Annotated in this window: 11 protein-coding genes and 1 other RNA gene; 1 reads left to right on the top strand and 11 read right to left on the bottom strand. The window is 40.9% G+C overall.

Translation table 11 applies throughout. The features are described 5' to 3' along the window. Positions 1–11: 11 nt before the first annotated feature. The 5 genes from ACRWP9_RS15060 to ACRWP9_RS15040 form a co-directional block, all read right to left on the bottom strand. The gene (locus tag ACRWP9_RS15060) at positions 12–2,099 is read right to left on the bottom strand and encodes an MtrB/PioB family decaheme-associated outer membrane protein (RefSeq protein ID WP_434926677.1); all 2,088 of its coding nucleotides are present in this window, start codon (positions 2,097–2,099) and stop codon (positions 12–14) included. 12 nt (positions 2,100–2,111) lie between these two features. Then, positions 2,112–3,098: a DmsE family decaheme c-type cytochrome gene (locus tag ACRWP9_RS15055; RefSeq protein WP_434926676.1), complete on the bottom strand. Its 987-nt coding sequence runs from the start codon at positions 3,096–3,098 to the stop codon at positions 2,112–2,114. A 103-nt stretch (positions 3,099–3,201) separates the two neighbouring features. Beyond that, complete coding sequence (locus ACRWP9_RS15050) at positions 3,202–5,178, bottom strand: OmcA/MtrC family decaheme c-type cytochrome (protein WP_434926675.1); 1,977 nt, start codon at positions 5,176–5,178, stop codon at positions 3,202–3,204. Positions 5,179–5,456: 278 nt separating this feature from the next. Then, positions 5,457–7,592: a multiheme c-type cytochrome gene (locus tag ACRWP9_RS15045; RefSeq protein WP_434926674.1), complete on the bottom strand. Its 2,136-nt coding sequence runs from the start codon at positions 7,590–7,592 to the stop codon at positions 5,457–5,459. Positions 7,593–7,921: 329 nt separating this feature from the next. Then, a complete protein-coding gene (locus tag ACRWP9_RS15040; protein ID WP_434926673.1) occupies positions 7,922–8,737 on the bottom strand; it encodes a hypothetical protein in 816 nt (271 codons plus the stop codon). 262 nt (positions 8,738–8,999) lie between these two features. Here ACRWP9_RS15040 and ffs point away from each other — a divergent pair. After that, positions 9,000–9,097, top strand: an RNA gene (gene ffs / locus ACRWP9_RS15035) — signal recognition particle sRNA small type. Between the two features lie 114 nt (positions 9,098–9,211). On the opposite strand, the gene ACRWP9_RS15030 is transcribed toward ffs, so the two are convergent. From ACRWP9_RS15030 to dinG, 6 genes are all read right to left on the bottom strand, one after another. Beyond that, positions 9,212–9,532, bottom strand: a complete 321-nt coding sequence (locus ACRWP9_RS15030; RefSeq protein WP_434926672.1) for a late competence development ComFB family protein — start codon at positions 9,530–9,532, stop codon at positions 9,212–9,214. A 78-nt stretch (positions 9,533–9,610) separates the two neighbouring features. After that, on the bottom strand, positions 9,611–10,519 hold the full coding sequence (locus ACRWP9_RS15025) for a histone deacetylase family protein (RefSeq protein ID WP_434926671.1): 909 nt from the start codon (positions 10,517–10,519) through the stop codon (positions 9,611–9,613). Positions 10,520–10,526: 7 nt separating this feature from the next. Further along, positions 10,527–11,231 carry a DUF2057 domain-containing protein gene (locus ACRWP9_RS15020; RefSeq protein WP_434926670.1) on the bottom strand — a complete coding sequence of 235 codons (705 nt, stop codon included), beginning with the start codon at positions 11,229–11,231 and terminating at the stop codon, positions 10,527–10,529. Positions 11,232–11,240: 9 nt separating this feature from the next. Then, entirely contained in the window at positions 11,241–11,903 is a 663-nt protein-coding gene (locus ACRWP9_RS15015) for a primosomal replication protein (protein ID WP_434926669.1), read from the bottom strand. Further along, complete coding sequence (locus ACRWP9_RS15010; protein ID WP_226414433.1) at positions 11,900–12,673, bottom strand: sulfite exporter TauE/SafE family protein; 774 nt, start codon at positions 12,671–12,673, stop codon at positions 11,900–11,902. The genes ACRWP9_RS15015 and ACRWP9_RS15010 overlap by 4 nt, the downstream gene beginning before the upstream one ends. 8 nt (positions 12,674–12,681) lie before the next feature. Beyond that, positions 12,682–14,757: an ATP-dependent DNA helicase DinG gene (dinG, locus tag ACRWP9_RS15005; RefSeq protein WP_434926668.1), complete on the bottom strand. Its 2,076-nt coding sequence runs from the start codon at positions 14,755–14,757 to the stop codon at positions 12,682–12,684. Between the last annotated feature and the right edge of the window lie 32 nt (positions 14,758–14,789).

Raw genomic sequence — 14,789 nt, 5'->3', positions numbered from 1 at the left:
TCCCACAGTCGTTATAGCTTATAGCTCATACTTAGCATGATCATATGTGCTGTATAGTCATGGCTATTACTACCAAAGCCAACGATATTCCAAATAGCATCTGGGGCGATGTCGTTGGCGGCATCATTATCTAGGTACTTTTCAATTTTATAGTCTAAACGTAAACCCATTTTGTCAGTAGCTTGATACTGCGCATAAAGGTTAACATTATGCACTTTGGCAAAGTAATCACCATAGTCGCCGGTTATACCTTGCCTAACCTGTGTGGTGCTATCCGAATCTGAGTAGGTGTAGTCTAGGCCTAGGCGTAAACGGCTATCCATTAAGTTGTTGTAACTTAGCCCTGCACCCATTACATCAACCGCATCTTCAATATTAGCCTGCCAAGTCGCGGTAGCGAAGTTACTGCTACCCGATTGAGCTGACTCGATAACTTGATGATTATAAAATGCATTTAGCATCACATCGGCACTGAACATATAGCTTAAGTTTGCGTCGTAACTGGTGTCTTTAGATTCAGTTAAACCGATTTCGGTATTGGTGTAATCATCAAGTGCATAACGCGCACCAAAATCGATAGTTAGCTCATCAATTGGCGTATGACTTACACGAACTTCAACCTGACTTCTGTCCCTGTCAGCGAGATAGTATTTACGCAGTAATTGATTCTGCTCTTTTGATGTCCATTCAGAGACTTCATAGTCTGATCCATCTCGTTGACTAAAGCTGCCTTTAACCCACATGTCCCAATTGTCGAAACTATTGACACGAATTCGGGCCCAAAGGTTATTATCGTCAGTGATTTCACGATCTTGATAGCTTCGCTCATCACGTTTGAATTCATAACCCCCGTCTAATTTAATACCGTAGTTGATACGATAATCGGCAGCTAACTTAGCGCGATGTGAAGTGTGATCATAGGGTGTATTATAAGCCACTTGACCGTTAACATTATTGATACTAATTTGAGTCCACTGCTCAATTTGAGTGTTGTTTTCTCTGTCGTTGTAATCATAACTGCCATTAAATCTTAGCGTACGGCTAATTCTGCTGACTGCTTTTAAGTTTAAGCCTGTTATATCAACGCTGGCATCTAATGACTCAGACGGCAGCTGATATCCGTAACCCGATGTGACAAATTCCTGGTCTTGACTCATTTGCCCCAGCATTAAGCGACCCGATACCGCAGTCACAGAGTCATTGAACTGACCCATAAGTGATACGCTATGGGCTTCATTATCTGGGTCTAATGACATGTAACCACGTGTTTGAGCACCGAAGGTAGGGTTAAAGGTACTGTCATAACTTAATTGGTTGTTAGCATTTTTAAATGATGAACCATTGTAGTTTAAGCTAGTAAACCAATTGTCACCTTTAAGCTTAATACCGGCTTCTAGTGTGTCTGTGGTGTAATCCACTGGCTGCGGTAGCATGATAGATTGGTTGAAAAAACTCCCCGATGCTTGCTTAAGACCCGTTTTATCTTCACGCTGATAATTAACAAAGGTTGTGAACAGTGACTCCGTTTGGTATTCAATGCCTAAACCGGTTTTTTCACGTTTAAGTGATAATTCAAATGGATTTAAGCTTGAGTAAAGCATAGGCATTTGTGAGCTTGAACCCGCGGTTATCCAGTTGTCGGCTAAGGTCAAATCGCTGCTACCAACGCCTTGGTAGGGCGTCTGTGCGGTATTGGTTTTATAGCTAGCAATTGAGCGATAATTGAAATTTAGGTTATAGGTTCCCAGCTTACCCACATTAATATTGGCACGACCATTGTCCATGCCAATATCTGTAGCGTCTACCTGTGCTCGATAACCTTGAGTACCGCGATAATTGATATCGGCATCTAACTTGCCTGCAAATTCATTATCACTTTTGAAGGCATTAGCTGACTTTATGTCGCTTTGACTGTTATGACCCACACCAACGCCAATACTGCCAGTTGTGCTAGTTGCAACAGCACATCCTTTACAAGCCCATGCATCAAATTTTACATTATCAGTATTAGCATTGGCTAAGCCATAACCTCCGGCCATAGCGGTAAAGCTGGCTGGCGCTAATAAGGCTAGGGTAATTAAGTTTAATTTGTACTTCATAGTGTTAACTCCCTAGCGCTGTAATAGCTTGCCCGATGGATGGTTAGAACCATGTACCTGGCTGTGACAATTTAAGCAACTGCGTCCGCCTGTAAATGCATTGTCACCCACACTTGAACCCATACCTGTGTTACCTAAATAAGCGTTACTTGCATGGCCATCGCTGGTATGACATTGCTGACAAAGTTGCGGTGCACGGGTTTTAAGCATGGCGTCATTCACGCTGCCGTGAGGATTGTGGCAACTGACGCAATTTTCGGTCACTGGAGCATGTTCCCAAAGTTTAGGGCCACGTTTTTCGGTGTGACACTCGTAACAGGTTTCATTAACGCTTGGTTTAATTAAGTCAGCCTCCGCTAAGCTACCGTGTGGATTATGACAATCACTACAGGTCATTTGATTCCACTTCATTGGGTGGCTAGAGCGTTTATTCATGTCGGTTTTTTGCTTAGTATGACAGCTTGTACAGACTTCCATTTCCGTTTGCTTAGACAGCACCGGATCTTTGGCTGTATGAACACTGTGACAAGATGCACAAGAAACATCAGCATTATCATGATGACTGGTATTCCAGGACATGCGTTTGTCATCTAAGTGACAACTCATACACACACTGTTTTGTTTATCTGCTGGCAGGGTAGAGTTTGGGCCAAAGGCTATCATCGGCTCTTTACCACCCTTGTTATGCGAGCCTTGTGGGCCATGACAGGCTTCACATTGCAAACCCGCCATAGGGCTTTTGCTGGAGTCAATCGCACCATGTACGCCTTTAAAAAGATCCATGACCTTTTCTGAACGCTTATGACACATTAAACAAGAGTCAGCCCCTTTAGGTGAGTATTTACCTTCAGCAAATTTTGTATCTAATGTCGCTTCCACTTCGGCTGGCGACATTTTTTCATCCCATTTTGCTGCACTAGCAGGGCTTACTAAACCCATTAGCAGCACCAGTGAAAACAAGGCTGATAACAAGATTTGAGATGTTGTTTTGGTCTTCATAAGTAGACTTCCTAATTTGTCCATAAAAGCGCTATATCGCTAAATCATTAAGCGCATTGCCAATAAGTCAGGGAGAAATGTTCAGCTTCTCCCTGTGGGCAATTTAAAACTTCATAGCAGCATGATTTTCAATGCTGGGGACATGACAACCTAAACAGAATTCAAGTTGCGCAGCGTCATTAGCTTGCTGGTAAGATCCGTTAACTACTGCGCCTTGTCCTTCAGCGTGTGCTTTGATTTCATCGAACCCATGACAAGAAGCACAGGTTGCAGTGATAGGCGTTGTGTAACTATCTCCACCACCGGCAGTGGCTAATGCGCCTTTTAGCTTGAATACATCAAGGTTGAAGTCATTGTGACATTGGGTACAGTTACTAATAATGCTCTGTTCGCCATGTACACTGTGCAACTTCATTTCAATAGCGCCCTGGTTTGCGCCTGAAGCATAAGTGCCATCCGGTGTATGACAAGCAACACAAGCATCGACTCCAATAATCACTTTACCATCGACTTCACGACCTAATTGTTCGGTCATGACAAAACCAGCATGATGGCCTTTATGGATTTCAAAGGCTTTACCATGACAGTTTTGGCAAGTACTGAAGTTAACCGAATCAGTGTGACGATAACTTGGCGCTGCCCCTGATAATGTCCCATGGGTTAGTTCAGCTTTCATTGATGTTGTCGCCACGCCGTCAGCACAGTCAATCGCCTGTACGCCGTCATTACACATTTCTAAACCAATAATAGTGAATGCGGTATCAGTATCACCGGCACCAAAAGGAAGTTTGGCGATATTGAAGCGCAATACACCATCAAGGATAGTGACCTTATCTTGAACTAAGCCGCTTTTAACTAGGTCTTGAGTGACTTTTTTATAACCTGTAACAGGATTTGGATTGTAGCCCATGATAGGGAAGTTAGGACCAACGTTGGTGATAGTTTCAAGGCGCTTAATTTTACTAATTAAGGTGTTAGCATCAACTTTTGCCCCATTAGTATCAAGTATGGTAACTGATAGTGTTGCAGATAAGTCATCTTGGTCAGCTTTGTTAGCAACCAAAGTTGCGCTCATGCCATACATGTCAATAAAATCGGCTTTTTGGGTGAAGGGACTTGTATGAATTTCTTCAGTCCAGCTGGCGTTATGACAGGCAATACAGTTTGAATTATCGAGTTGTTGTGAGTGGCCATTACCCGCTTTAAAGTCAATGTCAGAGTGACAACTTGTACAGGTTTCCATGGTGGGTATACGAGACCAATTCTGCCACTCAGATAGATTTTCATCTTCTACATGACAAGACTGGCAGTTATTTTCGATTAAATGCTCAGCTGCTGCACCTGTGTATTCTTTACCGTTTTTATCGGTAAAGGTTTTTGAGGTGTTATGAATATTGTGAACTAAATGATTCCATTGACTTTCCATAGACATCGAGCTGCTATGACAAGTTGCACACGTTTCTTGGGTGTAATAATTACTATGGCGAGTGGTTAAAGGTTTATCTTCAGCATGGCAACTTGTACAGGTTGCATGTGACACAATGTTTTTGGTGTACTGTGCTTGATAGCCATTACCGTCGAAGTCTTCGACTATTTCTTTTCTAGGCACCGCAGTTACGCCGTTAAGTAAGGTAGAACCTTGTCCACCGGCATAAACATTATAACGTTGAGTCAGCGCTTGGTTATAACCAGCTACTTCGAATGTAAAAGTATAATGTCCGTTTTTTAGGTCGGTATAATTGGCTGTGCCAGACACTCTAGCAGTACGCGTCCATTGAGCACTATTGCCTGCTCCTGTGGCGCCAACGGGCGTTAATTGCGCTGCAGTAATGCCTAAATCTTGTAAACCAATAATGGGCATATCTTGTTCGTTAGTCGCAAAGACATCGATAACCGGTTTACCGTCTACATAAGTGACGTTAGTAACATCTAAATTAAGTACTTTAATATCTGCAGCTGGCTCACCGCCGGGTAACCCTGGTGTGCCCGGTTTACCATCATCTCCACCACCACAGCCCGCTAATGTTAATATTGTTGCGGCTAGTATTAGTGCTATTTTTGAGTATTGTGTGTTCATCATATTTCCCTGCAAAGGTAAAACATATTCTTAACTGTCAGTATTTTCTGCGTTCTACGTCAAAGCGTGTTGTTTTCAGTTAAGTCGATGTTGGAAAACGTTGTTAATAATAAGATTACGTTATTAAATCGAGTAAATCTTCATCGGTCTTTACATTATGTGAAGCCGGTCTTTCTATTTATAAAGAGGTATATTAATTGCCTATATAGTCACGCATAAATGTAACCTTAGATAGCAAAGCCGCTCTATCGAGCGGCTTCATTTTATCTTTACGTTAACCGTTAATGACCGCCCCAATTTGAATGAGACTGAAGAATTCTAGTATCCGTATGACACGTTGAACATGTCTCTTGAACATTCATCGCCCCATAGTCAGCGGCAGGAACACCAAGTTGATTTATAGTGCCAATCACTCCGCCATTACTTTCAATATGGCCAATCGTTGATTCACTTAATCCATAAGGCGGTAAGTGGCAACTTACACAGGCAGCTGTTTGCGGTGACACCACTAATAAGCCACCATTACTGTCTTTACCAAATGCGACTGGCGATGCCGTTGTTTTGATGTTCTGAATCGAGAATCCATCATCACCATGACAAGCTTGGCATTCGGTTTTTTTGAAGAATAAATCGCCGCTTGAGTCATAAACATAGTGCTTAGCATGTACCTTGATAGCTAAGTTTGAGTTTGACCGTGTACCATTATGGCAAGATGCACATCCATCAAGATCATTAGAATAACGGTGGGTGATCTCTGTGGTATGACATTGTTGGCAGTCAGTCATCTTAGCGTGTTGCATGCGCGGTGATGAGTTAACCGTGCTGCCATCTAGGTTGTAGTAGAAAGTATCAGAGGTAAGGTATGGCGCATATTGTTTGCTTCTATCGCCATCGGCTCGGTTTAAGTCATCTACAACACAATCTGCAATAACGCCTTTTTTAGAACAGACATGAAGTTGGCTGCTCAGAGATATGGTAGATTTAGCATCAATGAGTGTTTTGATATTGAAGCTGGTTGCACTAATTAAAGCATTGATAGAACCATCACTTTGTTGAGTAAAGGTATTAATACCAACTTTTTGATAGTTAACCAAAAAGTCATCGCCTAAAGTACCATTGATAACAATCGCGCTATTAAAACCACCATATTTGTAAGGACGAGGGTCAATTTGATTAAGGGTAACCAGTTCTGAACCATGTTTAACGGTAAAATTAGCCGTGATAGATGATTCATCAGCTGCAACCGTCATCGAGTTGAAAGTGACTTTTAATCTTGATGCTAAGTGGGTGCTGTTAAGTGAATAGTGAGCATCTTCTGCACCACGGCCCCGTTCTTCACCACCATGACAAGCAAAGCAGTTTTCGCCTTGATGATGTGAAGCCTTTGCCCCAGCAGCTTCAGCCGCTGGGCTAGGGCTATGGCAGCTCCAGCAAGATGTGGTATCTATATCTGCCTTCCAGCTATCAGTTAGGTTGAATTCTTGATTTGGGTTATGGCAGGTTAAACAGTTTGATGTCATTTGCGGGTATACACCCACGGTTGAAGCATGTGAATTAGTGTGAATACTATGAACCATGCCTTTGATTGAACCGTCATATGCATATGCTTCACCAATCACATTACCGGCAGAATCTTTATCTTCTTTGAGGTATCGGTTGTAGTCGGTATGACAAAATGAACATGCTTCTTCAGTATTATGCTTGCTGCCATGCATTGATAACTCGCCCGCCTGTCCTTCTCGGTGACAGCTTTGGCAGTCTGCGTTAGCAAGTATTTTTAGTGGTTTGTCAACTTGCACATCGGTTGCGGGGACCCAATAAAAGAAGCTATTGTCGACCATGGTTTTTGATAAGTTATTTGTTGTTTTGATTGATAAATAGACACCATTTGTCGTATCGGCAACATAGTCATATTTACCTAATGTATCGATAGCTTTGTCTATTTTAATTGAGTAGCTGCCGTTATTCTTATCAACAAAACAATCAGTGCACTGACTTTTTGTGCCATCAAAGTAACTAGAACCTGTAAAGTAACCTTCTCCTTTATCTTTGTTAAAGTAACTTAACCAGATTTTACGTTCCGGATTAGGGCTCACGATTTCATTTTCACCCAGTTCAGTTGCCGCCCCAACACGGCCAAAAGAAATTGTAGCAATATCTGTTTGAGTAAGGCCTAAAATAGCGGCACCGTTAGCATCGGTAAGATTAAAGCTGAGAGTAAGTCGTTTGTTTTCGTCGACATCTGCTGCAGTAATAGTGCTTTTGATATTGGTTGCAGATTTTATTGGTGTACCTATAGGACCATCAATACCGTTCTCACCATCTTTTCCATCGCTGCCACAACCAATAAGTGCAAATGAGAGTATCCCTGCACTGAACACAGCTTTTGCTGTTGTATTTAAATTTAATCGTTTCATCGTATTTCCCTGCAATATTCTTATCACTTCAAATGCTATTCATTATAAAGCGTATGGTTTTTACCTATGGACAGTGTAGCCAACCTTAAGTACTTGTTCAGCGTGATGATGTAAGATTTGTGAACTATGCCCATCTATTCCTTTAGTGGTATTTTTTTCATTGTGACAAAGGTTACGTATGTGAGTTTTTGAGCAAAAGTTATCTATCTCTGCAAATTACCGAACGATTAATGGAAACTTTTTTGCAACAAATGCGCTACAAAGTTTACACGCTTTACGATGATTGAAGTGGGTAATTTTTAAGCTATCTTCTCAGGGTGGGATATTAGTCACATTTTGTAACTAACTGATAGTAGGAGTAAGTGAGAATGAATCGTATTGATGTCAATTGGAGTGAGTATGGTCGTTTTCCTGGTATTTAAAAGTGGCGTTAGGGCTTTTTTCTCAGATAAGATCCAATTCAAATGTATATTGAGATTATTGATCACTTCAAAATCTGCGTAGGTATTAATTTGTTGGCGGGGGAAGTCGGTTTGCTGTGTTAGGAAGTTATTTAGTTGATAATTCACACCTATGATCAATTTATTATTCAATAAGTTGTGCATCGAAATTTCACTGCCGATAATACTGTTTTCACTTATGGCTGTATTTTCAAACTCAAATGCAGAGTTTGAGTGTTCAGCTTGCCAGTTTATTGAGTAGGCTCTACGTGTTAAAAAACTACTAACCATGAAATCCGTAGTGATTTTCCATTGTGATTTGATACCCGCTTGAGCATTAGCACGTATATAAGTCGGGAAAAGACTGCTTTGTAATTGATGGCTTTGTGATAGATGATTTGGTAATAGAGAGTTTTGTAATGGACTGTACAGTAATGAATCGTAATTATCATCCGGACTTATTTCACTTAGTAAGCTGATAGAAGGGATAAAGCTGAACTCTTCAGCTTCATTCGATATTGCTTGTTTAGTTACAAGCATATTTTCAACACTATTTTCAACTTGGTGGCTGTCTATATATAACACGTGGGAGTTGACCTTGTGGATTGCTGAATAATCCACATTAAATTGAGCGGCTAACACTGGTAATTGGATCAAAAGAGAAATCATAAAGGAGAAGAAAGTGACTGATATGAGATGTTGCATTCACTTTCTCCTGTAGATTATCGGTAATGACTTTAAAATGGTTAAGTCAGTATTTTACGGCGAACACTTTATCTATAAAGTATAGAAGGTGTTCTTATACCTTGATTGAAAATCGTAAAATTGAGTGATCATTGTGCAAGTAAGCCATTAAAGACAAAAAGACCAGACTTAGGGCTTGATTGCATTGGTGGGTTAAGGGATAATCCCCAGTGTTCTAGATGAGTTTTTTTTTACTTAGCTTATTTAGAAATCTATGGTGACCCTAGGGTCCCCCCGCAATGATAACTTGTGAACTCGGCCAGGCCCGGAAGGGAGCAACCGCAGCAAGCGACTCGTGTGCCGGGGTGTCGGCTCTAGGGGAGCCTCCAACAATTCTCCCCGCAATAATTAAGTTAATAAGTCCTATTTTATAAGACCTATTCATATATGTTAAAAGCTATTCAAGTCCTAATATTTTACTCAGTAAACCTAATATTACTCATTGTGACCTAACTGTATGACTTGTTCAGCTGACAGTTCATTTTCTTGTTTTAATTTATTGTGTAAATTGGCTTTTAAAAAGGCTCTTGAACGCTCTAAAGCGGAGCTGATTTCATTTTTCATCTGTTTAAGTTCGTTGTAGTCTTCGAAAAAGTAAGTGTCAACGAGATGTCGAATATAGCGCACTGGTAATTGATTTAAAGTCACACAACAAAGATCCGCAAGATAATCTTCAGGTAATTCATCCATTAAACCTTCATCGCGCAATATTTCCAAAAGTAAGACTTCATAATAATTACGAAATTCTAAATGCATGGTCTTCTCCATTATGTGTCGTGTTGGCTTTATCTGTCATTATAGTAGACAACAAAAACGTTTATCATTAGTTTATTTTTACACCCAAACATGATTTGCCGCAATCAGCAATTGACTATGCCTTTGTGTTAACTCATCAGCCTGTCGGCTATATCCACCACCGATTACCGCGGCAACAGGAATGTTGTGATGTTTGGCTAAGGTTAATACTAGCTTATCTCTAGCGAGAATGCCCTGTGTAGATATATTTAAGTACCCTAAATCATCATCTTGATGAATATCAACACCTGCATCATAAATAATAAGGTCGGGCTGGTGAAGTTGTATTAAATATCCAAAGACACTGTCAATGTATGATAAATATTCCTCATCGGAGCAGCCCTTATCAAGTTCAATATCATAATCTGAAATAGGCTTTCTGGATGGGAAGTTTTGTTTGCAGTGAATTGAGCAACTGATGATATTGGGGTTGCCCTGGCAGAGTGTTGCTGTACCGTCACCTTGATGGACATCACAATCAAAAATTAATACTTTATCAACATGTTGTGTTTCTATTAGTTGACTAGCCGCAATAACTAAATCATTGAAGATGCAGAAACCACTGCCAAAATCATAGTGAGCATGATGGTAGCCGCCCGTAAAATGCACCGATATTTGATGGCTAAGGGCAAGTTGGCAGGTTAGTAATGTGCCATTTACCGCATGTAAAGTGCGTTTTACTAAACTCTCACTCCAGGGGAAACCTATTCTACGCAGTGCTTTAGGGTGAATAGAACCATTGATAAACGCATCAACATAATCAGCATTGTGTACTTGTTTTATGAGACTAATATCAATTTTATTGGCTTGATGATGCATGCTTGGACAAACTAAATTTTGCTCAATAGCATAATCAAACAAGTTTTGATATTTACTTGTTGGAAATCGATGCTGAGAAGGTAACGCCAGCTGTGAGTAGCTGGCGTGATAAACAAAGGGGATTTTCATTAACAAATTACAGTTGTTTTATTGCCCAACCCATAAATTCTTTACGGGTTTTCTCATCGGCTTGTAACCACCAATATTGTAACATTTGCTCAGCTTGGGCTGGGTTAGTGGCTTTTGGCGAGTTATCTGTATTTAATTGATTCACTGTTACAGCGGTTGCGGCTACTGTAGGTGAAACTGGGGCAGAAGTCGTTGCTGTATAATTAACAGCAGGATTGCTACTTGTTGCATGTGCAGACATGGCATCGATGTCAGCGACTTTATTGCCGCCAAACAAATTAGCAATAAAAGAGGCCTCTTCAAGTTGAGTATTTTCCACCGAATAACTGACTGAACCTTTGTCTTGACGAGTAATAATAATTTCAGGTTTTTTGGCAAAAGATTTTGGCCGTTTTACTACCTCACCTGTGGCAGGAGAGAGAGTATAATTAAAATCGCCATCAACATTGAGAGTGACAATAAAAGGCGCTGATTTTATAAAGCTTTGGCTATCACTGAAGTCATCTTGAACCATGTCGTGGTATCTAATCGCAATTTTATGACTGCCAGTAGTTAAATTTAAATCAGATTTATGTTTAAACGAATTTGTTTCTATCTGTTGACCATCTAAAGCTAAATATTCAAACGACATTGGAATGGTAAGATTAGCTGCCATCAGTGAGGTTGATGAAAGTAATGCCAAAATTGCACTGGTGGATAATAATGATTTCATTGTTGCTCCTTAACGATTTAAACTTTGGCGTGGTCGCTCAAAGTGTTGTATCCGCTCTTCAATATAGCTGATGGCTTGGCGGCACTTACCTAAACGACGATGCATTAAAAGAATGTCATTTTGCAATGTAATTTTGTCAGCAGCATGACATACCTCAAGATTTGATTCCATCTGTTGAATTTTAAATTCAATTTTATTAGCCCAAGCAAAATGTTTATTCAACTCTTGGTAAAGTTGATGACTGTTTTGCATGATGTTATTTGCTATCCAACCAAAGCCACTATCCTGTACCGACTGCTGTTGTTTTTTAGCATATCGAGCACGATTACTGGCTTTTTTCTGCTCAGCAGATTTTAAGTTTAATCCTGTCGTCAGCAAAGCACGCCTTAATGCGGTAAACCTATCTTGAATCCGCTGGCAGCTAAGTTCAATAGTGTTTTTAGCTAAGTTAAGCGTTAACTGTTTTTCTAATTGAGCGATATCCTTTCTAAGTTGCACAATGCAAGGGCTTAATTGAGCGCCTTCCTGGGTAAAAACGCTATGATTAAATCGTTCAACATGTTGCAGTGTTTTTTTCTGCTGGTCGCCTAATTGATTATCATGCTGCAGTGCCTCTTGTTCTATATGAGCAAGTTGTTGCTTCAGCATTAGGATTAATTGCTGAGTATTCATGCCCAGGCACTCCAAGCTAAATGGGTGGCAATGGATACCACAGAGATAATAAACAACGGCTTGATAAAAGGAATGCCAAAACGGATAGCGCTTCGCGCGCCAATAAATGATCCTGCCATCATGCACACTCCCATCCATAGGCCTAATATCCAATTAACTTGCCCCAAGCTAGCAAAAATAATTAGCGCAGTAATGTTACTGATTAGTGTCATAATTCTTGCTAAAGCACAACTTTCTAGTAACGGTAATTTATGTAAAGAAATAGAGGAAACAGTCCAAAATGCACCGATACCGGGCCCTGCAAATCCATCGTAACCGCCCAGAATTAATCCTTGAGTTGCTTGGCGTTTATTAGTTGGAGCTTTGGTAGGCGCGACATAATGTGCACTGCCCATGGCTTTAGGGCTGAATAAAGTATAAATCGCAATACTGATAATAAGCAGGGGAAGTAATTTTTCAAGCCAATTCGAGTTAATTAAAAATACCAGTCCGCTACCGAGTATCGCACCGACAAAAGTGGCAATAGCGCAGGTCTTCCAGAATGCTGGTACAAATAATTGCTGTTTATAATAGGTATAGCTAGAGGTAATTGAACCAAAACATGCCGCTAATTTATTAGTCCCCAGGGCTAAATGCGGCGGTATACCCATAGTGAGCAAGGCGGGAATAGACAAAAGGCCACCGCCACCGACTATAGCGTCAATAAAGCCTGCGATAATTCCAATAACCGCCAATGCCGCTAAGTGGCTTGGGTCTAACATTAATTCCAAGGGTATACCTACTCAATCACCCGCCGAAAGGGCGGTAATGCATCAATTAACGATTTGCCATAACGTTTAGTCACCAAACGGCGATCTAAGATTGTCACGCGACCATAATCTTGTTCTTTTCGCAGTAATCTACCACAACTTTGGACTAACTTGCGCGAAGCATCTGGAATGGTGAGTTGTAAAAATGGATTACCGCCTTTTACTTTTATATATTCGGCATGGGCCTGTTCAACTGGTGATGTCGGCACGGCAAAGGGCAGTTTGGTAATAATGAGGTTAGTGAGGTAATCACCGGGTAAATCTAGCCCTTCAGAGAAGCTACCTGTGCCGAAAATAATGCTTGGTTTGTCATCATCACAACGTTGTTTATGCTGGCTTAAAATTTGTTGCCTTGGCATTGAACCTTGAATAAAAAGTTGCTCACTAGGGATTTTACCTTCAACTAATTCTACCACTTTGTCCATTTGCCAGTACGATGCAAATAATACCAAAGAGGCCATTTCCCCTTCAATTAAGGCGACTATTTGGGTCGCAAGCTCTGCGGTGTAATCATCATCTGTTGGCTCATTATCCATATGGGGAATAAAAAGTGTGGCATTATTTTCATAATCAAATGGTGATTGCAGGGCTAAAAAGCGACTGCCATCATTGATACTTAAACCAACCTGATGGGCAAAGTGATTAAAGTTATTCAGCGCTCTTAGTGTGGCACTGCACAGCACCACCCCAGCAGCCTTTTGCCATAGCATTGACTCAAGCATAAAGCCGACTTCAATGGGGGAGGCACTGACTAAGTAATCTTGTTGTTTACCGGTAATTAACTCAATCCATCTGGCAGTAGGCGCGCCTTTTTTATTGTCTTCTTTAGCGATCATTTTCCACACTTTATGCAGATTCTCTAATCGTTGCAGAATAAAACCTGTTTCAGACAGCAATCCTTCAGATTGGTGCTTTGGCACCTCACCATCTTTAATTGCTTCAGATAAAACCGAAACCACTTTATTAAACTGTTTTAAGCCGCTACCCGTAGCTGTGGCGATGTTTTCAGCCTGAATGGTTAATGATTGGGGTAATTGACCGTGTTCAAAGCGCCATCTGGTTTCTGGGTTGGCAAAAAACTGTGGCTGCGTATCACAAAACTGAGCCACCTGATTAAGTAAGCTGATAATGTCGGTGATGTGATCAAGCATGGCTTGAACTGGGGCAATAATATTATTAGTTTTTAACTGGTTTTGCAGTTTGCTACAGGTTTTAGTCGCTTTATCTAACCAATCACATGCGCCACGTATCGTCGCCTGCCCGCTGGAAAAGTCCCTTGCGACAATCGGTAAGTGATGTGCTTCATCTATGATGTAAAACATATCTTCAGGCTCAGGTAAAATAACCCCACCGCCTAATTCTAAGTCAGCAAACAATAAACTGTGATTAGCAATAAGCACATCCCATGTGTCAACATCTTCACGGGCTTTATGGAAAGGGCAGTTATGGTGTGCAGAAACCTGACGATGACAGCTGTGTTTGTCGCAGCATATTTGTTGCCATAAAAAGTCAGGAATAGGCTCTTTTAAACTATCAAGTTCACCATTCCATTTTTTCTGATGATAATCTTGATGAATTTTTTGCAGTTGCTCAACCTGGCTCTGATCTGGCTTTGTTTGCCACATTGCCATTTGCGAACTGTCTTGGGAACCCATCATTCCCTCTAGCTTTGCTAAGCAAACGTACCGCTGACGCCCTTTAACTAAACCAAATTTAAAATTTAAACCAGAATGCTGCAAGAAAAAGGGTAAGTCTTTATGCAGTAGTTGCTCTTGCAGTGCCACTGTTGCGGTGGCAATGCAGACTTTTTTCTTACTCGCGATGCCTAAGGGAATAGCGCCTAAAAGGTAGGACAGTGATTTACCAATACCCGTCCCCGCTTCAACAACAATAATAGGTCGTTGTTTGTCATATTCACCGGCTAAAGTTTTAGAAATTTCTGCCACCATATAATTTTGTTCACGGCGTGAACGAAATTGTGGCATTGCCGAGGCAATGTCTTTATAGATGGTGCGAATTTGCGTTTTTACCTGGTCAGTGAGCATGAGTAGTTTTTATTCTGCGGTGACTGATTTAT

The organism is Shewanella sp. HL-SH2 (assembly GCF_051164935.1).
GTDB classification, from domain to species: Bacteria; Pseudomonadota; Gammaproteobacteria; order Enterobacterales; family Shewanellaceae; genus Shewanella; species Shewanella glacialimarina.
This window is presented reverse-complemented; position numbering and strand designations above follow the sequence as displayed.